This window comes from Dyella silvatica (assembly GCF_026283955.1).
GTDB classification, from domain to species: domain Bacteria; phylum Pseudomonadota; class Gammaproteobacteria; order Xanthomonadales; family Rhodanobacteraceae; genus Dyella_C; species Dyella_C silvatica.
Genome location: NZ_JAPDPE010000023.1, coordinates 1 through 20318, shown reverse-complemented (window position 1 = coordinate 20318; position 20318 = coordinate 1). Strand labels below are relative to the sequence as shown.

The 20318-nt window shown below is 63.4% G+C and carries 8 protein-coding genes; 2 read left to right on the top strand and 6 right to left on the bottom strand.

From position 1 onward, the window contains the following. The first annotated feature begins 78 nt into the window (after window positions 1–78). Both OUZ52_RS06710 and OUZ52_RS06705 read left to right on the top strand, forming a co-directional pair. Window positions 79–954: an alpha/beta hydrolase gene (locus tag OUZ52_RS06710; RefSeq protein ID WP_425493807.1), complete on the top strand. Its 876-nt coding sequence runs from the start codon at window positions 79–81 to the stop codon at window positions 952–954. Between the two features lie 213 nt (window positions 955–1167). Beyond that, the gene (locus OUZ52_RS06705) at window positions 1168–1788 is read left to right on the top strand and encodes a hypothetical protein (protein ID WP_266157608.1); all 621 of its coding nucleotides are present in this window, start codon (window positions 1168–1170) and stop codon (window positions 1786–1788) included. Between the two features lie 89 nt (window positions 1789–1877). Here OUZ52_RS06705 and OUZ52_RS06700 read toward each other — a convergent pair whose 3' ends face one another. The 6 genes from OUZ52_RS06700 to OUZ52_RS06675 all read right to left on the bottom strand — a co-directional run. Next, on the bottom strand, window positions 1878–2192 hold the full coding sequence (locus OUZ52_RS06700; protein WP_266157607.1) for a hypothetical protein: 315 nt from the start codon (window positions 2190–2192) through the stop codon (window positions 1878–1880). Beyond that, window positions 2119–3387: an MBL fold metallo-hydrolase gene (locus OUZ52_RS06695; protein WP_266157606.1), complete on the bottom strand. Its 1269-nt coding sequence runs from the start codon at window positions 3385–3387 to the stop codon at window positions 2119–2121. The genes OUZ52_RS06700 and OUZ52_RS06695 overlap by 74 nt, the downstream gene beginning before the upstream one ends. An 89-nt stretch (window positions 3388–3476) precedes the next feature. Then, a complete protein-coding gene (locus OUZ52_RS06690) occupies window positions 3477–11447 on the bottom strand; it encodes a non-ribosomal peptide synthetase (protein ID WP_266157630.1) in 7971 nt (2656 codons plus the stop codon). Next, complete coding sequence (locus tag OUZ52_RS06685) at window positions 11363–14905, bottom strand: non-ribosomal peptide synthetase (protein WP_266157605.1); 3543 nt, start codon at window positions 14903–14905, stop codon at window positions 11363–11365. The genes OUZ52_RS06690 and OUZ52_RS06685 overlap by 85 nt, the downstream gene beginning before the upstream one ends. 5 nt (window positions 14906–14910) lie before the next feature. Next, window positions 14911–18090, bottom strand: coding sequence for a non-ribosomal peptide synthetase (locus tag OUZ52_RS06680; protein WP_266157604.1), 3180 nt, complete (start codon window positions 18088–18090; stop codon window positions 14911–14913). Window positions 18091–18105: 15 nt separating this feature from the next. Beyond that, window positions 18106–20318: phosphopantetheine-binding protein (locus OUZ52_RS06675; RefSeq protein WP_266157603.1), on the bottom strand; the 2213-nt coding region annotated here is incomplete at its 5' end.

Genomic DNA, 20318 nt, shown 5'->3' with positions numbered 1-20318 from the left:
TTCTTGTCGTCTCAAAGCACGCCGAGCTACCTTGCTAAATCGAGCCATACCTCCGAGCCCTTGACATGATGAAACGACATGCCGCAATGCAATGATCTGGTTCCCACCGATGTGAAGCCAGGAAACGAAGCCAGGGTGTGCTGGCGGCGCGGCGAAAATGTGCGCACCGAAGTGGCCCTGCTTTTTTTACATGGCTTCACCGCCAGCCCTGGCGAGTGCGGCGACCTGCCAGACAGCATGGCTGCCGAACTCGATGCCAACCTGTACATCCATCGGTGGCCGGGACATGGATTACGGTCGCCCGATGCCCTGCAGGGCCTGACCCTGGATCTACTGCAAGCATCCGCGCTAAGCGCACTATCGAAGGCTGCTGAACTAGGTGACAACGTGGTCATCGTGGGCTCGTCGCTGGGGGCTTCGCTGGGACTCTGGCTGGCATCGGTTCGAGTCGCCGAGGTGGCTGCCGTAGTGGCGTGGTCGCCGGGTGTTCGTCCGGCCCATCCTGTATTACTAGATCAGCTTTGCGCGGCACACCAGCCGGTGACCGACCCTCGGCCCAGGACAGCGGACGTGTTGGCGTACTGGTCGCAAACCGTGCATCCGGATGGCTACCGCGCACTCAGAAGCTTGCTTGACTCCTTTGCTCACGCCCCGCCCTGGCCGCGTGTCGTTTGCCCGGTCTATCTCGGTTTCTATCGTGCTCCAGACGGCGAGCAGGATCAGACAGCATCGGTTGCCGCGATGCTCGATATGTTCGACGCACTCGGCACGGCCCCGGCGCTCAAGCAAGCCATGCCCTTCGCTAGTGCGGCGCACAGCATCGGCTCACCCTATAAATCGGCCCTGGCCGCCGAGGTGGCGCGGGCTTCGGTAGCGTTTGTGGCCAGCAAGGTCATGGCGTTCGCATCGCGTGACCATCCGCCATACAGGGCGCCATCAGACCGCGACGACTGACCTGGATCGAGCCGATCATCGAGCCGGGTTACCGCAAAGAAACCTCACTTGCCGACCCTTCAGTATCCGACTGCCGCTTACCGTTGAGTGACGGGATTCCCACGCCTTATTGGTTCGCACCAGGCGTCTTTTACTTTTGACTGCAAGCCCGGCAAAGTCTGCGATAACGCATGGCCTTCGGCTAACATCAAGAATCGTTCAGGGGGAATCACCATGTTGCTTGACGTAGAGCCGCCGGAGCCGCGCAAGACCGGCCACCATAAGATCGACTTGATTATTGCCGGATCGGCGCTGTTCCTGTCGCTGATATCGCTCGCTATCGCCGTATTGCATGGGCACACGATGGAGAAGATGGCCAATGCGAACGCACAGCTGGTGCAAGCCAATTCGTGGCCCTTCTTGCAGGTGACTACCAGCAATGAAGGAGATAACGGCAAGAGAGTGATCTTGCTAACAGTGAAGAATGCCGGTGTAGGTCCGGCAAAAATCTACAGCTCGGAACTTCGCTACAAGGGAGCAAGCATTCATCAGTGGGGCAAATTCCTCGACGATTGCTGCAATGTTCCCGGCACCGCAAAACTGCCCTACTCCTCTTCGAATGACGCCGATTTCGGGGTGGTGCGAGCCGGTGAAGCGGTCAATGTGCTGAGCGTTCCCGGCTCCGACGAAACCCGGCTGGCCTGGAGCAAACTGGACCTGGCACGCGAGGATGTCAGCTTCAAGATTTGCTACTGCTCGGTATTTGACGACTGCTGGACGACCAATGGGAAAACCTTGTCGCCGACACCGGTCAAAACATGTAGCGCCAAAGATGAGGCCGCTCCGCAGGCCTGACCTGCTTGCATGGTCCAGGAGAAGGGAGCCTCGACGCCTCCCTTCTCCGGCCAGCATCGCGCGGGCTCATTCCCGTGCTGGGCCATGGCTTAGAAAATCATGCTGCGGCAGCCATGCAAACGCTCGGCGGGAATCCCGGCATCGCGACAACGCGCGACGAATTTGTCCGACTCGATGATTTGCTTGTTTTGCGGGGTGTACTGCAAACCCACCACAAAGCGCAGCCACGGCTCCTGCCCCATGGCATAGACAAAAGCCTGGCTACAGCCGGATTCTTCGGCGATAGCCCAGGCGTGTTCGCTGTCGGAGCCCGACAGCCGTCGCGAATCGTCATCCTTGCGGCTGATCGGGTTGCTCAGGTAGGGGCCATAAAGCCAGCTTAGCGGCGCCCCGTCGCATTCCATGCCGATGAAAAGGCAGTCTATGCGTCCAACACGCTGGATGATGCGCCGGTACAGCATGTTCGCCATAGAAAGGCAGGCTGGTCAGCCGGCCGCCGGCAAAGTCGACGCGATCCATCGGATCCATGACTCGGACCTTGTCGTGACCGATCCCCTGCAAGGTCAGTTTCATCGATGGATCGGCCAGATTGTTGGCATTATTTCTCGGCACCAGGATGGTGCCGATACGATTGCGCAACTGCAGTAGCGCCTCGATGCTGAAATGATCCTGATGGTTATGGGTGAAAAAAACGTAGTCGATATGGTCGGGCAAATCGTGAAAAGTAAGCCGCCCCTCGGCATCGTCACGGTCCCAGGTGAGAAAGGGATCGACCAGGATGCTTACCTCGTTGCTCTGAATAAGCACGCAGGCGTGCCCGAAGTAGCGCAAACGCACGCCCTCGCCATGAAACTCCGGCGCGTTGCGCGGCGGCGGCTCAAGCTGAAAGTAACCACGCAGGCGTTCGCGTACCGCCGCATCCGCGCCCAGTGCATCCGCCAGTTCGCCGAACGGCACCGGGGTGATGCGGCTGGCTGAAAGCAGGTCGAAACAAGCGTGAGCAAACGCCGCCGGCAGTATCAGCCGCTCCTGCGTTTCGAGCCTGGGGGTGTTCAAGAAGAAGTTGCGCATGTCGTCGCGGGTACGGCTGAAACCGATCTCTTGCGCCGGCACTGACAGCTGCGCATCGTGGTAAGCCAGCTCCTCGGCAATACGCAGCGACGAGCGGTTATTGAGATCGTAGCCGGCCTCTACCATGCCGGCGAGCGAGGCCGGCAGCTTGCTGTACAGGTGATCCAGGCTGAAGCCGGTTTCGGTTTTATGCAGCTGGCGATCGAGCGCCAGCAGGTCATCGGCGAAGCCCAGCAAAGCCGCCCCTTGCTGGAGCATGGTCTGTTGCAACGCGCGCACCTGGCCGATGTCTTGCTGCCGTAACTCGAGAAACGAGCCGCCGAGCATCTTCGGATTTTTTGCCGCCGCCTCGTGTACCCCGGGATTGGCGATAAAGGACTTCAACATAGGCAGATACCGGTACGCCAGATTGAGCGCCAGCGATACCGGCGAAACCAGGTGGCTCCAGGCGTACCAGCGAAAAGTGAGCGGCTCGATCTTGACGTTGCTGTCGAGAAATACCGGTACGGATGCGTCAATAGCGTTCATACAGCTTCCTGGCAAAAAGAGAAAACGGCTCGATGCTCCGCCGCGGCATGCTGCCGATGCGGAGCCGTCCATGCTTATCGGCATGCTTGTTAGGCGTTAAGCGTCCTGGTCAGAACCCGGCCGATCGGTGCGCGCACATCCTGGTCCAGCATGCCGAAGTGATCGGCCTGGACGTCGTGGATTTCGATACGCCCCGTGACATAGGGAGCCCAGGCATCGACCGAGGGTGTCCATTGCTCGTCCGGTACCACCGCCGCACGGAAAAACAGCAGGTCGCCGTCGAAGGGGCTGGGCTCGAAGGTGCCGGCAAGCGTGCTGCTGCGCTCGAAGGCGTGCAGCATGCGGGTGATGATCGGCCGGTCATCAGCGGGCAATGCCCCCTTGCCCACCAGGCTGTCCAGCAGCTGGCGATGATCGTCCGCGTGCTCCGGCCACGCCTCCTCGCCGACACCGAATCCCGACAGGATGCTTTTGAGCGCATTACGCCGTATCGAGCGCGTATGGCCTGCGGCCATATCCCCGTCGATCGCCAGCTCGGCCATCGGATAAGCGTCGATGATTACCAGCGTACTCACCTGCTCTCCCGTGGCCTGCAAGGTGGTGGCAATGGCATGGGCTACGAGCCCGCCGATCGACCAACCCATCAGACGATACGGCCCCTGCGGCTGGACCCGGCGGATCTCTTCGACGTAATGCCGCACATCGTCTTCGATGCGGGCATGCGGCATGGGCCCCCCATCCGCCTCGGGCGGCTGCAAGCCGTAAATCGGGCAATCGGCGCCGATATGGCTGACCAGCCCGGCGTAACACCAGGAAAGGCTGCCGCCGGGGGGCAGACAGAACAAGGGCTGATCCGCGCCGGCCGAGCGCAATGGCAGCAGCGTCTGTGCATGGGTGGCGCGGCGTAGTTGCAGGGCAAGGCCGGCAACCGTGGGCGCCTCGAACAGCGTTCGCACCGACAAATCGATCCCCAGCGTGCTGCGCATCTTGCCGACCAGGCGCATGGCCAACAACGAATGGCCGCCCAGATCGAAGAAGCTGTCGTCGATGCCGACCCGCGGCAGACCAAGCACCTCGGCAAACAGGCCGGCCAGCACCTGCTCCTGTGGATGACGGGGCGCACGATAGCGTTCGCCGGAAAAATCCGCGGCGGGCAAGGCTTGCCGATCCAGCTTGCCGTTCAAGGTCAATGGCAAATGGTCGAGCAACACGATGGCCGACGGAATCAGGTAATCCGGCAACTGCTCGGCGGCATAGCGGCGCAGTTCGGCGAGCTGGTCGAAGTTGGCCGGATCATTGGCGCAGGCAGCCAGATCGCGCGGCGCGGCCAGCGGCAGATAAAGATCGGTGAGCGCCACATCGGCACGACTGGCCGCATGGATCTGTGCCGGATCGACGAACAGCGCCTCCATGCTGCCGTCGGCGGCGCCAGCCCAGGTAAGCCATACGCGATAGCCGGCCTGCTTACCCAGTGCATGCAGCGCTTCCGGCTCGATGCCAGTGGCGCTTGGTGGCGCCTTGCGCAACGACTCCGTACTTTTGGCCGTCTGAATGTCCCGGGCCCGTTCCAGCTCGCCGGCCAGGTGGGCATTGGGGATCTGGCATAGACGCAAGCTGGCAGGGCGCCGCTCGCTAAGCCAAGACATCAGCGTGCCGAGGTCACCCATGTCATGCCAGGGCTGTCGGGGCGCGTCAGCCAACGACAAAGCCGACACCGGCGCCTTGCGCAGCACCACCTCGTAGCGATAACGCGTCAGCTCATTGGCGGCATGGCCGCGCTTGAGCTGGATATCCACCGCCGCGATGGCCGGCAAACGGGAAGGCAACAAGGAGAAAAACTCCGCGGCGAGCAGCAGCTCTTTTTCCGCCAGCACGCTTTGCCGGATACGTCGGCGCAATTCGTCTGCCGACGTATCCGCCGCCGCCCGACTCGATTCGACCGCACTGGCGAAGCTCATCAGCAAATCCAGGTTACGCACATCGCCCAGATACAAGGCACCGCCCGGCACCAGCAGTTCCATCGCCGTCTGGATCACTTCGAGCAAATAAGCTGCATTGGGAAAATATTGCGAGACGGAATTGATAACCACCGTGTCGAAGTAGGCCGCAGGCAGGCCGGCGGACTCATGCTGGGCACGCAAATGAACGCGCCCGCCCAGCTCGCCCTGCTGCGCCAGCTGACTGCGCAAGGTGTCGATGGTCGGCGCGGAGAAATCCGTGCCCCAGTAAGCTTCGCAATGCCCTGCCAGTCGTGACAACAGCAAGCCGCTGCCGACACCGATCTCAAGCAGGCGACGCGGCTGCAACATGCGGATGCGCTCCACCGTGGCGTCACGCCACTCGCGCATCTCCTCCAGCGGTATCGGCTCGCCGCTGTAGCTGCTTTGCCAGCCGCTGAAGTTTTCGCCAAAGGGCAGTTCCCTCGAATCGCCGTAGAGCTTGTCGTAGATGTTTCGCCATTCGTCGACCTGCCCCTGCTCCTGCGCAGTGTCACGCGGGCGTTCGCTTTCATGGCCGAGCACCACGTAGCCGACTAGCTGCTTTTCACCCGGCTGGTCCTCGCGCACCACGACCGCCGCCTGGGCCACGGCCGGGTGCCGCCGCAGCACGGCCGCGGCTTCGTCGGGCTCAATGCGGAAGCCGCGAATCTTCACCTGATGGTCGCTGCGGCCAACAAAGTCGAGCGCGCCATCGGCACGCCAGCGCACCAGATCGCCGGTGCGATACAAGCGGCCACCCACGCTGAAAGGATCCGCCACAAAACGTTCCGCCGTGTGAGCCGGGCGGCGCAGATAACCACGCGCCAGACCTTCGCCGGCGAGATAAAGCTCGCCGGCAACACCTACCGGTACCGGCTGCAAGGCTTGATCCAGTACGTAGGCGCGGCGGTTGTCCATCGGCATGCCGATCGGCGTGCCAAGCTCGGCGCGATAAGGCGCCTGCATGGCGAAGGCGGTGGCGAAGGTGGTGCTTTCCGTGGGGCCGTACACATGCATCAGCGTGAGGCCGGTCTGGCTGGCCATCAATTTCTGGAACGCCGAGGGGTCGGCGGCTTCGCCGCCGGTCCAGACTTCACGCACCCGTTCAAAACAGCTCGGCCGCTCCTGCACCAGCAGACCAAACAGCGCGGTGGTCAAAAACAGGGCGGAGACCTGGTGCCGCACCATGGCCTGGGTCAGCGCGTCCAGGTCCAGCTCACCGGGTGGCGCGATGGCAATGCGGCCGCCGCCCAGAAGAGGCACCCACACCTCGTAAGTCGAGGCATCGAAGGCCTGCGCCGAATGCATCAGCACACACTGCTGCCCTGCCCCCTGGAAGCGCCGATCGAATGCCAACGCCACGACATCCTGCTGGCTTACCGCCACCCCTTTGGGCGTGCCGGTCGAACCGGAGGTGTACATCACATAAGCCAGTTGCTGCGGATGCGCTGCCGGCGAACTGAAGGCCGCGGATCGCTCTAAGCGGCTAGCGGACGCATCGAGTTCGAGCTGGTCTATATCGAGCTGATCCACGCGGATCAGCATCGCTTGATGCTCGATCTGCCTAGCCTCGATGCTGTGGTCCGCCAGCAGTACCACGGCGCCGGTTTCCTGTAGCACCTGGGCGAGTCGATGGTCGGGGTACTGGGCATGCAACGGCACATAAAAGCCGCCGGCCTTGATCACGGCGACCAACGAAATCACCAGCTGCGGCGAGCGCAGTTGCAACAAACCGACGCCACGCTCGGGCCCAACGCCATGCTCGAGCAACTGCCTGGCGAGCCATCCGGCCTGGTGATCAAGCTGGCCGTAAGTAAGGCTGTGTTCCCCGCAGACCACGGCGATGGCATCGGGATGACGCGCGGCCCGCTGACCGAACAAGTGGGCCAGATCAGGCTGGGGCAGCGGACGTGCCGTGTCGTTCCAATCCAGCAGCAGTTGCCGGCGCTCATCGCCATCGAGCAAATCGATCGCGCCGATCGGTTGCCGGGCATCCTGCGCCACCGCTTCCAGCAAGCCGAGCAGACGCTGGACCAGTCGCTGCACCGTCTCGCGTTCGAATAGATCGGAGGCGTACTCGACCTCGCCTTCCAGGCCTTGCGCCACACCCTGCTCGGCCGGCTTTTCGGCCAGCGCAAAGAACAAATCGAACTTGGCGGCGCGCGTGCCGGTGGGCTCGGCGGTGACCTGCAATCCCGAGAACGCAAAATCGGCCCGGCTCAGGTTTTGCAGCGCCAACGCCACCTGGAACAAAGGATGATGCGCGGTCGAGCGCACCGGGTTGATCAACTCCACCAGCCGCTCGAACGGCGCGTCCTGGTGTGCATAGGCGGCCAAGGCGCGCTCGCGCACCCGCGCCAGCAAGGTGACGAAATCCGGATTGCCCGAGGTATCGGCGCGCAGCACCCAGGTGTTGACGAAAAAACCCACCAGATCAGTCAGTGCATCGTCCATCCGTCCGGCCAGCGGACTGCCCAGCGGGATGTCGGTGCCGGCGCCCAGCCGCGTCAGCAGGGCGGCAAGCGCAGCCTGCAACAGCATCGACAAGGTCGCGCCGTTGGCCTGTGCCAACGCCAGCAGCCGCCGGTGCAGCTCAGCATCGATATCGAAACTCAAAACATCGCCGCGATAACTGGCCACCACCGGGCGCGGGCGATCGCTGGGCAGCGGCAACTGCTCCGGCAGATCGGCCAGCGCGGTCTTCCAGTAATCGAACTGGCCGGCGATGACGCTACGCGGATCGTTTTCGTCGCCAAGCAACTCACGCTGCCACAGCGCGTAGTCCGCATACTGCACCGGCAACGCGGTCCAGTCCGGCGCAAGGCCAGCCAGACGGGCAGCGTAAGCACTAGCCAGGTCGCGGGCCAGCGGCGTCATCGACGCGCCATCGCCGGCGATGTGATGCAGCAAGAACAAGCAGACATGCCGCTGCGCGTCGACGCGGAACAGGCTGACACGCAACGGCAGTTCCGTGGTCAGGTCGAAGCGGTGACCCGCGGCTTCTTGCAACGCGGCAGCCAGCGCAGCCTCGCCGTCCACATGATGGACGGTGAGTCGTGAAAGTGCGGTTTCTGCCGCCAGAATGCGTTGCGACGGCTCACCCTCACCATCGACGATCAGGGTGCGCAGGCTTTCGTGGCGCTCGATCAGGTCTGCCAGTGCCAGCTGCAAGGCGCCTACGTCCAGGCTGCCGTTCAAACGCAGGGCCAAAGGAATGTTGTAGGTCGCGCTGGGCCCCTCGAAGCGATGGATAAACCAAAGCCGGCGTTGCGCATACGACAACGGAATGCGCGACGGTCGCGGCATCGGCCGTAGCGCCTGGCGAAGCGCGCCCTGGCCGCGCAAACGCCGAGCAAGCGCGAGCACCGTCGGCGCCTCGAATAGCACCCGTATCGGCATTTCCACTTGCATGACCGAACGAATCCGGCTGACCAGCCGGGTCGCCAGCAAGGAGTGCCCGCCCAGATCGAAAAAGTTGTCGTCGATGCCTAGCTGCTCCAGCCCAAGCACTTCGGCAAACAGTTCGGCCAGGGTGGCCTCCTGCGGATTGCTTGGCAGCCGCAGATCGGTTGCCGCATAAGCGGGGGCTGGCAACAGCGCCCGATCGAGCTTGCCGTTCGCGGTCAATGGCAAGGCATCCAGCTCGACCACTGCCGCGGGCAGCATGTACTCAGGCAGCTTCTCGGCCAGTTGCCGGCGCCAGCTATCGGCCTCCCCTTCACCGCTGCGGTGCGTCGTGTCGGCAATCACCACATAGCCGACTAATTGGCGCTGGCCGGGGCGGTCTTCACGCATCACTACCGCGGCCTGCGCCACCCCCGGCAAATGCCGCAGAGCCGCTTCGACTTCACCCGGCTCGATGCGGAAGCCACGGATTTTCACCTGTCGATCGGTGCGATCGAGATAGTCCAATTGACCATCGCCGCACCAGCGCACGCGGTCACCGGATCGGTACATGCGCTCGCCGGCGACGAATGGGTCGGCCACGAAGCGCTGCGCGGTCAAGCCGGGGCGATGCAAATAACCTTGCGCCAGACCTTTGCCGGCGATGTAGAGCTCACCGGCCGCCCCAACGGGTACCGGCTGCAAGGTTTGATCGAGCACATAGAGTCGAGTGCCGCCGATGGGGCGCCCGATCGGCGCGCGGGCACCGGACAACCGATCGCTGATACTCGCGCACACCGTCGATTCGGTCGGACCATAGGCATTGAGCATGATGCGTCCGTCGGCCCAACGCTCGACCAAGGCCGGCGAACAGGCCTCGCCACCTACCGCCAGCATCAGCGAAGTCGGCAGCGTTGCGGGGTCGAGGGTTTCCAGTAGTGCCGGCGGAATCACGATATGGTCGATGGCGTGCTGACGCAGAACCTCGGCAAGTTCATCGCCGGCCAGCGGACCAGGGCGTGGCAGCACCAGACAGCCGCCGCCGGCAAAGGCAGCCATCAGCTCCCACACCGAGGCATCGAAACTGGCCGAGGCAAGTTGCAACACCCGTGCCGGGGCAGCGCCAAGATGCTGGCGCTGACTGGCGGCCAGACTGGCAAGGCCCTGGTGGGTGACCACGACGCCCTTGGGGCGTCCGCTGGAGCCGGAGGTATAGATGACGTAAGCCGGCCCAGCCAGGTGTCGCCGGCCGACACGCTCGGTTTCGTCCAGGTCGCGCTCACTGGCGGTTGCCAGCGCCGCTGCCGTGGCTTCCTCATCGAGCCGCATCGTCGGCACGAGGCTGCCATCCAGGCCGGCGATGGCATTCCCCGCGTAAAGCAATTTGGCCGGATAGGCGTCCATCAACATATGGCTGAGCCGGTCCAGCGGATAATTCATATCCAACGGCAAATAAGCGGCGCCGCATTTAAGCGTTGCCAGCAAGGCCACGATCAGCTCGATCGAGCGAGGCAAGGCCAGCGCGACGATCTGTCCGGGACGCACGCCTTCGGCAAGCAGCACCCGGGCCAGGCGGTTCGCCCTGGCGTTCAAGGCCCGGTAACTGAGCGTGCTGCCAGCGCAGGCGACGGCATCGGCTTCGGGCGTCTGCCTCGCCTGTCGTTCGAACAGCTCGGCGAAATGCTCGGGCGGCGCGCCGCCATCGGCGCCAGCCGTGGCATGGCCGTTTTGCAGTAGCCGCAGCCGCTCGCCCTCACCCAGCGCACTCATCCGACGAATGGGTTGCTCGGCTTGCCCGGCCATGGCTTGCAAGACCCGTTCGTAGCAGTCGGCGTAACGCTGCAGCGTCGGCATGTCGTAGCTGGTGCGATGGCCACTGATCCACGCCGCCAGGCCCGTCTCGCTAAGCTGAAAATTGACCTGCAGAGCAAAGCTGTTGTCACCGCCGGCGCCGCCCTGCGCGCTCAGGTGCCGGCCCAGCTCGCCAAGCTTGTCGTAGGCGTGGAAATTGGTGTAGTTGAAGGCCACGCAGAGCAGCCCACGCTGCCCGATGTCCGCCATGATCCTGGCCAGCGGATAGCGGCGATGCGGCAGCAGGTTGCGCTCTGCCTCCATCGCTCGCCGAACCAGCCCACTCCAGCTGTCACCCTCCACCCGCAAACGAAACGGCACCGAATTGAGGAAGAGTCCGATCAGCTTTTCGCCATCCGCTACCTCGGGCCGGCCATGGATCACCATGCCGGTGAGGACATCGCAATGCCCGGTCAGCATGCTTAAGGCCGCCATATGCGCGGCCAGCAGTACCGACTTCAGTGGCGCCTTCAGTCGCTGACCCAAGGCCAGCAGATCCGCTGTCGTCTCGCTGCTGATGTGCAGCGGCACGGTCAGGTTGAGACGAATGGCAAGGTCGGCAAGCGAATCCTCGGGCGGCAGGCATAGGGGCTTTCTTGGCTCGACCCCTTGCAGCCATGTGCTCCAGAAGTCGCGGCTTTCCTGCGAAACCATCGCCGCACGCTCCAGCGCGATGTAGTCGCGGTAATGCGCCGACAGCGGCGGTGCCGGTAACGCCGCACCTTGCAAGTGCGCCTGATAGCGTTGCATCAATTCGGCGATCAGGCAGCTGTCGCTCCAGCCATCGACGATGGCATGGTGGCAACTGACCGAGAGATGAAAAGCGCCTTCGCCAAGCCGATGCACGCAGGCACGGAACAGCGGCACGGCTTGCTTATCGAACGCATGCACCTCATCGCATGCACCAGCTGCAAGGGCTCGCTGAAACCATCAAGCGCAAAGCTGGTGCGTAGCATTTCATGACGGCTGCTTAGCTCGTCCAGCGTATGGCGCAGCGCATCCCGATCGAAAGGCAGCTCGATCGCGAAACCCAGGCAGGCGTGATAAAGCGTGGAATGGCTGTCGTAGTCGCTGTGAAAAAACATGCCGAGCTGCAGCTGGCTGAGCGGATAGGCGTCCAACACATCGTCAGGCAGGCGTTGCCGGTCGGCCGTCGATATCATGGCGAACGCTGCGGTGGCGCCGACTGCCTCGATAGAATCGAAACTGGCCATGCCGGCCAAGGCGGCGACACTTTGGTGATCAAACAGCGTGGCCAACTCGAAACCAATGCCCTGCTGCTGGGCTTGCGCCTTCAGCTGCAAGGCCAGAATCGAATCGCCGCCGAGGTCGAAAAAGCTGTCCTCGATAGCCACCGTTTCGCGCCCCAGCACAGCGGCAAACAAGCCAGCCAGCATGCGCTCCTGTGGGTTGCGCGGCTCCGTGCCGGCTTTATCGCTGGCGAAGGTAGGCGCCGGCAGGGCCTTGCGGTCGAGTTTGCCATTGGGTGTGGTGGGCAAGGCCTGCAATGAAAGAATCGCCGCGGGCACCATATAGTCGGGCAGTTGCGACGCCAGCGCGGCGCGCAAGACGGCGACATCCACGCCATGGGCAGAGGGCACCACATAGGCCAGCAACTGCTGATGGCCTGGACGGTCCTCGCGCATGACCGCCACCGCCTGCGCCACGCCCTGGTGCTTCATGAGTTGCGCTTCGACTTCGCCCAGCTCGATGCGAAAGCCGCGCAATTTCACCTGCTGATCAACGCGTCCGATGTAATCGAGTTGTCCATCGCTGCGCCAGCGCGCGAGATCGCCGGTGCGATACATGCGACTGCCCGGCTCGCCAAACGGGTTGGCCACGAACCGCCCCGCCGTCAGCGAAAAACGATTGAGATAGCCACGCGCCAGTCCGATGCCGGCGAGATACACCTCACCGGTGACCCCTTGCGGGGTCGGACGCAGGCCGGCGTCGAGTACGTAGATCTGGGTGTTGTAGATAGGCCGGCCAATCGGCGGCGTTTCATCGCCCTGCAAGGCCTCGCTCAAGGTCGCGCAGACGGTGGCCTCGGTAGGGCCATAGGAGTTGAATATCGATAGCCGTCGAGACCAACGCTGGACCAATGCCTGGGAACTCGCCTCGCCCGCCACCACCAGCGAGACCGTTGCGGGCAGCCCATGCTCCGGCAGCAGGCTAAGTACCGCCGGGGTCAATGCAAGGTGGGTAATCCCCTCGCGCGCAATCAGCTCAGTCAACGCCGGGCCGGGTTGCAACTGGGTCGACGAAGCCAGCACCAGGCGTCCACCCGAGAGCACCCCCATGCACAATTCCCAGAACGCCGCGTCGAAACTGGTCGAGGCAAATTGCAGTACGCGCGCCTGCCGGCCCGCCCCCAACACATCGACCTGGCATGCCAGCAAATTGGGAATGCCGAGATGCGTCACCGCCACGCCCTTGGGCTGCCCGGTCGAGCCGGAGGTGTAAATCACATAGGCCAAATGGGCGGGCTGCAGGCCGGTATCCGGCGCGCTCGTGGGCTGCATGGCGATCTCGGCGCCGTCGGCATCGATACGCAACCACAAGCCCCAGTGTGCCGGCAGTTGCTCAACCAGGGCGTCCTCGGTCAACAGCACCGGCACCATGGCATCGTTAATCATGTAGGCCAGTCGTTCGGTGGGATATTCCGCGTCCAGCGGCAGATAGGCGCCGCCCGCCTTGAGCACCCCAAGCAAGCCCACCAGCAGATCCAGCGATCGTCGCAGGCAGACCCCGACCACGACGTCAGGCCCCACGCCCAGGCTGCGTAGCTGATGGGCCAGCTGGTTGGCCCTTGCCTCCAGCTCGGCGTAGCTGAGGCTGGCGCCGTCGCATACCGCCGCGACGGCGTCGGGGGCTTCCAGCACGCGCTGCGCAAACAGCTGTGGCAGGGTTTGCACTGTCGACGGGTGTGCGGTGTCATTCCATTCGCGCAGCACCTGCCGACGCAAATCGCTGTCATCCACTTCGATCGCGCCGATGCTCAGGTCCGGGTCGTGAGCAACCACCTCCAGCAGACGCAACATGCGTCGGCCATGCCGCGCCACGCTATCTTTTTCAAACAAATCGCAAGCGAATTCGATGATGCATTCGAGCCCGCCCGGCGTGCCATCCGGCAGAAAGTTCTCCAGAAAATTAAAGCCCAGGTCACAGCGCGCGGTATCGCTGTCCAGATGCTGTTGACGCACCGTCAAACCCGGCAATTGCCAGGTCGAACGGGTATTGTTTTCCAGCATCAGTTTGGTCTGGAACAACGGGTGGTGCGAGGACGAGCGTGTCGGATTGACGATTTCGACCAGCCGCTCGAAGGGCAGGTTTTGATGTGTGTACGCTTCCAGGTCGGTATCGCGTGCGCGGGCGATCAGCGTGCGGAAGCTCGGCTCACCCGAGGTATCCAGGCGCAGCACCAGGATGTTGACGAAAAAGCCGATGAGCTCTTCCAGGGCCTCGTCGTTGCGACCGGAAACCGGCGAGCCCAGGACGATATCGTTGCCTACGCCCAACGAAGACAGCAGCGCTGCCACCGCGGCGTGCAACACCATGAACAGGCTGGCATGGCTTTCACGCGCCAGCGCCAGCAGGCGGCGATGAATGTCGGCGCTGATCGAGAAACCGAGGTGAGCTCCCACGTGACTCGGCAGCGGCGGCCTGGGCCGATCCGTCGGCAGGTTCGACAGCTCCGGCAGGTCAGCCAGGGCAGAGGTCCAATAGGCCACGTCTTGGGCGGTCTCGCTATCCGCTTCGGTCTCCTGCGCCATCCATTCGCGCTGCCATAAACTGTAATCGGCATACTGCACCGGCAGCGGCGTCCAGTCCGCTAGCTTGCCGTCGCGACGAGCCGCATAGGCAGCGGCCAGGTCCCGACCCAACGGCCCCCAGGACCAGCCATCACTGGCGATATGGTGGGTCAGCAGGCAAAGCACATGCTGCTCCGAGCCAAGCTCGAACAGACTTGCCCGCATCGGCAGCTCGCGACGCAGATCGAAGCGATAACTCACCGCATCGCGCAGGGCCTGGTCGAGCGCCTCGGCCGGCACGATGGCGCGTTCGAGCATGAGCCGCGCCGCGGCCCCTTCGCGTATCAGCTGCTGCGCAATGCCATCTGTCTCGGTAAATACCGTGCGCAGGCTCTCATGCCTGGCGACCACATCGGCCAGCGCAGCGTCCAGGGCCGGCACATCCAAAGGGCCGTCCAGATGCAAGATCAGTGGAATGTTGTAGATGGCGCTTGGCCCCTCCAACCGATGCAGAAACCACAGACGTTGTTGCGCAAACGACAAGGGAATCATCGTCATTACTCCTTGATCCGCATCGGACGCAGCGGCTTGCGCGTCACCGGCTTTGCCTGCTGCAGGCGCAGTGCCAGCTCGGCCACCGTCGGCGCCTCGAACAAGCTGCGGATCGGCAGCTCCACGCCTAGCCTGGAGCGGATACGGCTGATCAGCTGGGTGGCCAGTAGCGAGTGGCCGCCCAAGTCAAAGAAACTGTCTTCCGCCCCGACTCGTTCGAGCCCGAGCACCTCGGCGAACAATGGCGCCAAGGCGATTTCTTCCGCCGTCTGCGGATCCCTGCCGCTGCTTATCTGGAAATCCGGCGCGGGTAGCGCACGGCGATCGAGCTTGCCGTTGACAGTCAAGGGCAGGCTTTCCAGCGACACGATCGCCGCCGGCACCATGTACTCCGGCATCTTGCTGGCCAGAGCACGGCGCAAGGCGGCCGGGTCGATGACCGCGTCGGGTGCCGCCACGACGTAAGCCACCAATTGCCGCTGGCCGGGCTGGTCTTCGCGCACGATGGCTAGCGCCTGGCGCACGGCGGAGTGTTCGCTCAACGCCGCCTCGATTTCGCCCAATTCGACCCGGAAGCCACGAATTTTTACCTGCTGGTCGGTACGGCCGACGTAGAGCAATTGGCCGTCTATTCGCCATCGCACCAGATCGCCGCTGCGATACATGCGCTCGCCAGGCTTGCCAAAAGGACACGCGACGAAGCGTTGCGCGGTCAGCATCGGGTGGCCCAGATAGCCTCGCGCCAGCCCCTCACCGGCCAGATACAGCTCGCCCGCCACGCCCATCGGCACCGGCTTGAGGGCGGCATCGAGCACATAAACCCGCGTGTTATCCATCGGTGCGCCAATCGGCACCGGCCCGGCAGCTACCCGATCGGCGGCCCGCATGCTGAAACTGGTGACGAAGGTGGTGGTTTCGGTGGGGCCGTATACGTTCACCGCCTCGATCTGTGGACAATGCTGCAGCAACCGCTGGAACACCTGCGGTACCGCCGCCTCGCCGCCGCTCCACACGGTACGCAGCCCGGCCAGGCATGCCAGGTGATCCTCCACCAATAGCCGGAACAGTGCCGTGGTCAGAAACAACGCGGTGACTCGCTGCTGCTCGATCAGCCGAGCCAGCACCGCGACATCGGTCCGGCCGGGCGGCGCCAGCACGATTTGCCGGCCCGCCAGCAATGGCACCCACATTTCATAGGTATGCGCATCGAACACCTGCGCAGAGTGCATCAGCACCCGCTGCTGGCTGTCGCCGCGCCAGCGTCGATCCTGCGCCAGTTCGATCACATTGCGGTGATTGACCGCGATCCCCTTGGGCATGCCGGTAGAGCCGGAGGTATACATCACGTACGCCAAATGCTCTGGCTGCAAACCCTGCGTCGATGGCGCGCTATCCGGCTGCCGCTCGATATCCTGACAATGACTATCGAGCAGCACCTGCTCAATCCCCTGGAAAGACAATCGCCCGGCAACATCGGCACGTGTCACCAGCACCGATGCCCTCGCCTGATTAAGCATATGCAGCAGGCGCTCGCTGGGATAATCCGGATCGAGGGGAAGATAGGCGCCGCCCGCCTTGAGAATGCCTAAGGTCGCTACCAGCGATTCGAGCGAGCGCGGCAGACACAGACCGACCAGCACGTCGGGGCCCACGCCGCGCTGGCGCAGATGATGCGCCAACCGGTTAGCGCCGGCATCGAGTTCGCGATAACTCAGCGCATGGGAACCCTCGCTGGCCGCGATGGCGTCCGGTGTGCGCGCCACTTGTGCCTCGAACCACTCGGGCAAGGTGCCGGAGGGAACGGCATGGCTGGTATCGTTCCAATCGTGCAGCAGCTGGCGGCGTTCCTGCGCGTCGAGCAGATCGATTTCGCCAATCGCTCGATCCGGATGATCGATGACTTGTGCCAGCACGCGCAGCAAGCCATTGGCGAAACGCTGCACCGTAGCGGGGTCGAAAAGCTCGCTGGCGTACTCAAGCTGAAAATCCAGACCGGCCGCGCGACCATCCCGGTCATACAGCTCGCTGAAGTCGAAGGTCAGATCGTACTTGGCGGTATCCGTCACCAGGAACTTCGGCTGTACCGACAGGCCGGGTATGTCGCACACCGCGTCCCGATTATTCTGCAATACGACCGCCACCTGGAATAGCGGATGCTGCGATGAGTGGCGTGCCGGGTTGACGATATCGACCACGCGTTCGAAGGGCAGATCCTGATGTGCATAAGCATCCAGATCGGCATCGCGGATGCGCGCAAGCAGCTCGCGAAAGCTCGGGTTGCCGGAAGTGTCCGTTCGCAATACCAGCAGGTTGACAAAAAAGCCGACCAAATCATTCAAGGCTTCGTCGCCGCGCCCGGCGACCGGGGTGCCGATCGGCAGGTCGTAGCCGGCACCCAGTTTGGAAAGCAGCGCCGCTACCGATGCGTGCAGGGTCATGAACAAGCTGCCACGCGCGCTTCTCGACAAATCGTGCAGGCGTCTTGTAGTGGCTTCATCGATATGCACGCGGATCGCGTCGCCGTGTTGGCAGGCACGTGCCGGGCGTGGCCGGTCGAAAGGCAGATTCAATTGCTCGGGCAGCTCGGCCAGCGTCTTTTTCCAGTAGGCAAGATGCCTGGCGATATCGTTGTCCGGGTCGGACTCCTCCAGCATCCATTCGCGCTGCCACAAGCTGTAGTCGGCATATTGCACCGGCAGCGGCTGCCAGCCCGGCGCCTGCTGACTTCGTCGCGCCGTATAAGCCTGGGCGATATCGCGCACCATCGGCGCCCACGACCAGCCGTCGCTGGCGATGTGATAAACCAGCAGCAACAGCACGTGCCGTTCGGCCGCCAGCCGGAACAAGCCGGTGCGCAGCGGAATGTCGCGCTCCAAGTCGAAACAATATGCGTTGAAGCGCCGCATCGCGTCATCCAGCGCATCTTCGGGCACATCGAGCTGTTCGAAAACCAGATCGACTTCTTCTGCTCGAAGAATGATCTGCCGCCCGATGCCATCGTCATCGGCAAAGCAGGTACGCAGGCTTTCGTGTCGTTCGATCAGGTCCAGCATCGCGGCCTTTAACGCCGCCGCGTCCAACGGGCCATCCAGGTAGAGCGCCATCGGCACGTTGAAGGTGGCGCTAGGCCCATCGAGTTTGCTGAGAAACCACAAGCGCTGTTGCGCAAAAGACATCGGGATCATGGTGGGCTCCTGCCCTTAGGTTCGCATGGGGCGTAGCGGGGTGCGGGTCGAGCGTCGAGCCCGTTCGAGTTGCGGCGCAAGCGTGGCCACGGTGGCGGCCTCGAACAGTGCGCGAATCGGTAAGTCGATACCTAACGCCTGACGAATCAGGCTGACCAGGCGGGTAGCCAGTAGCGAATGGCCACCCAGATCGAAGAAGTTGTCATCGATGCCTACACGCGCCAGGCCCAGAACCTCGGCAAACAGCGTCGCCAGGGTTTGTTCCTGCGGCGTGCGGGGAGCGCGACTATCGTGCCGCCCGGTTTCAGGTGCCGGCAGCGCGGCGCGGTCGAGCTTGCCGTTCGCCGTCAACGGCAAGCTTGGCAACACCACTATCGTCGCGGGCACCATATGGTCGGGCAGCCGCTCGGCAAGCTTGCGCCGCAGCATGGCGACCCAGGCGCGAGCATCTCGCCCGGTATCGGGCCGGTTGGCATAAGCGCTTAGCGATGCAGCAGCATGCCGCGGGCTGCGATAAATATCGGTGAGCGGCCGCCATCGCTGCGTGTCCTGCGCGAAAAACACCGCCTCGAAGCGATCCCCTGCCCCGTCGCCGGTCCAGGTGATCGCGACGCGGTAACCGACGCTTTCGCCAAGCGCACACACGTCTTCCGGATCCAGCGCTGCGGCGACCCGATCGTTGTTGGCCAGCTGCTGTGCCAGATCCTCGCCGTCGATGGCCGTCCAAACCGCATGCATGGTAGCGATCTCGTCAGCCAGGCGGGCATTGGAAATGCCAGTTAAGCGCATAAGCGCCGGCCGCACGCGGACGAGATAGTCCCGCAGGCCATCCAGCGAATGCACCTCCTTCAGCCAAGTCAGTTCGGTGCCACCGGCCAAGGACATCGCTGCGGCGCCTTGCTTGTGCAGCACTACCTCATAGCGGTGTCTGGTCAGTTCATTGTGGAAACGACCGCGCTTGAGCTGGATGTCGACGCCGGCGATGCCTTCGATGTGCTCGGTCAACGCAGTGAAGAAAGCCGGGTCAAGCAGTAGTTCGGTTTCGAGCAGTACATCCTGATCGATGGCGCGCCGGGTTTCGCTCAGGCTGCTTGGCGCGTGCATCGCGCGCGGCCAGGCAGTCGCGGTGGCGAAACAACGCAGCAGGCGCAAGTTGCGGATGTCCCCCAGATAGATGCGCCCTGCTGGGGCGAGCAGCGCCATGCATTGGCGCAACACCCGCAGCAGATAATCCACACTGGGGAAATACATGATCACCGAGTTGATCACGATGGTGTCGAAATAATCGCGTGGCAGGCCGCTGAGGTCATCCGCCGGTTGATGCCGCAGTTGTACCCGCCCGCGCAGCGGCGGGTCACGCTCAACCCGTTCGCGCAGCGAATCGATCACCGGCGAGGAAAAATCCGTGCCCCAATAGCTGCGGCAATGCGGCGCCAGCTGCCACAGGATCAGCCCTGAGCCCACGCCGATTTCCAGCACATGGCCCGGCTGCAGTGCCAGCATTCGATCGACCGTGGCTTGTCGCCATTCGCGCATGTGCTGCAAAGCAATCGGTGCGCCGTCGTAGCTGCTATCCCAGCCGGTAAAATCTTCCGCGCCGGCCAGTTCGGCCTGCTCGGCGTAGAAGCTGTCATGCAAGGCCTGCCACTCGCTGAGCTTGGCCGATTCGGCGAGCTCGCTAGCTGGCGCGGGATCATGCTCCCGCGCTGCGCGTACCACATAGCCGACCAGTTGCCTGTGGCCTGGGCGATCTTCGCGCAGCACGACCGCCGCCTGGGTGACGTCCGGCTCGCGCAACAGGCCGGCCTCGATCTCACCCGGCTCAATGCGCAAGCCGTGCCATTTGATCTGCTGGTCCGCGCGGCCGACAAAGCTCAGCTGGCCATCCTGCAACCGAACCCGATCGCCGCTTCGATACATGCGCGTACCCGGCGGCCCATATGGGTCGGCGACAAAGCGTTCGCTGCTCAGCGCCGCGCGATGCAGGTAACCGCGCGCGAGTCCCGGGCCGGCCAGGTACAGCTCGCCCTCCTGACCGTCAGTCACCGCTTGCAAGGCTTGGTCTAACACATAGGCGCGAGCCAGCTGTACCGGCTCGCCGAGTGGCACCGGCGTGGCCGATCCATGTTCAACCGCTGCCGCGTATTGGATCGGCGCGGAGATCAACGCATCCACGGTGACTTCGGTGGGACCGTAGCAATTGATCAGGCGCCGACCGGCCGACCATG

Bases quoted from the DNA above. Each gene is read 5' to 3' on its own strand.
- OUZ52_RS06710 (WP_425493807.1), top strand. From the start codon at position 79: ATGCCGCAATGCAATGATCTGGTTCCCACCGATGTGAAGCCAGGAAAC.
- OUZ52_RS06705 (WP_266157608.1), top strand. From the start codon at position 1,168: ATGTTGCTTGACGTAGAGCCGCCGGAGCCGCGCAAGACCGGCCACCAT.
- OUZ52_RS06700 (WP_266157607.1), bottom strand. From the start codon at position 2,192: ATGGAATGCGACGGGGCGCCGCTAAGCTGGCTTTATGGCCCCTACCTG.
- OUZ52_RS06695 (WP_266157606.1), bottom strand. From the start codon at position 3,387: ATGAACGCTATTGACGCATCCGTACCGGTATTTCTCGACAGCAACGTC.
- OUZ52_RS06685 (WP_266157605.1), bottom strand. From the start codon at position 14,905: ATGATTCCCTTGTCGTTTGCGCAACAACGTCTGTGGTTTCTGCATCGG.
- OUZ52_RS06680 (WP_266157604.1), bottom strand. From the start codon at position 18,090: ATGATCCCGATGTCTTTTGCGCAACAGCGCTTGTGGTTTCTCAGCAAA.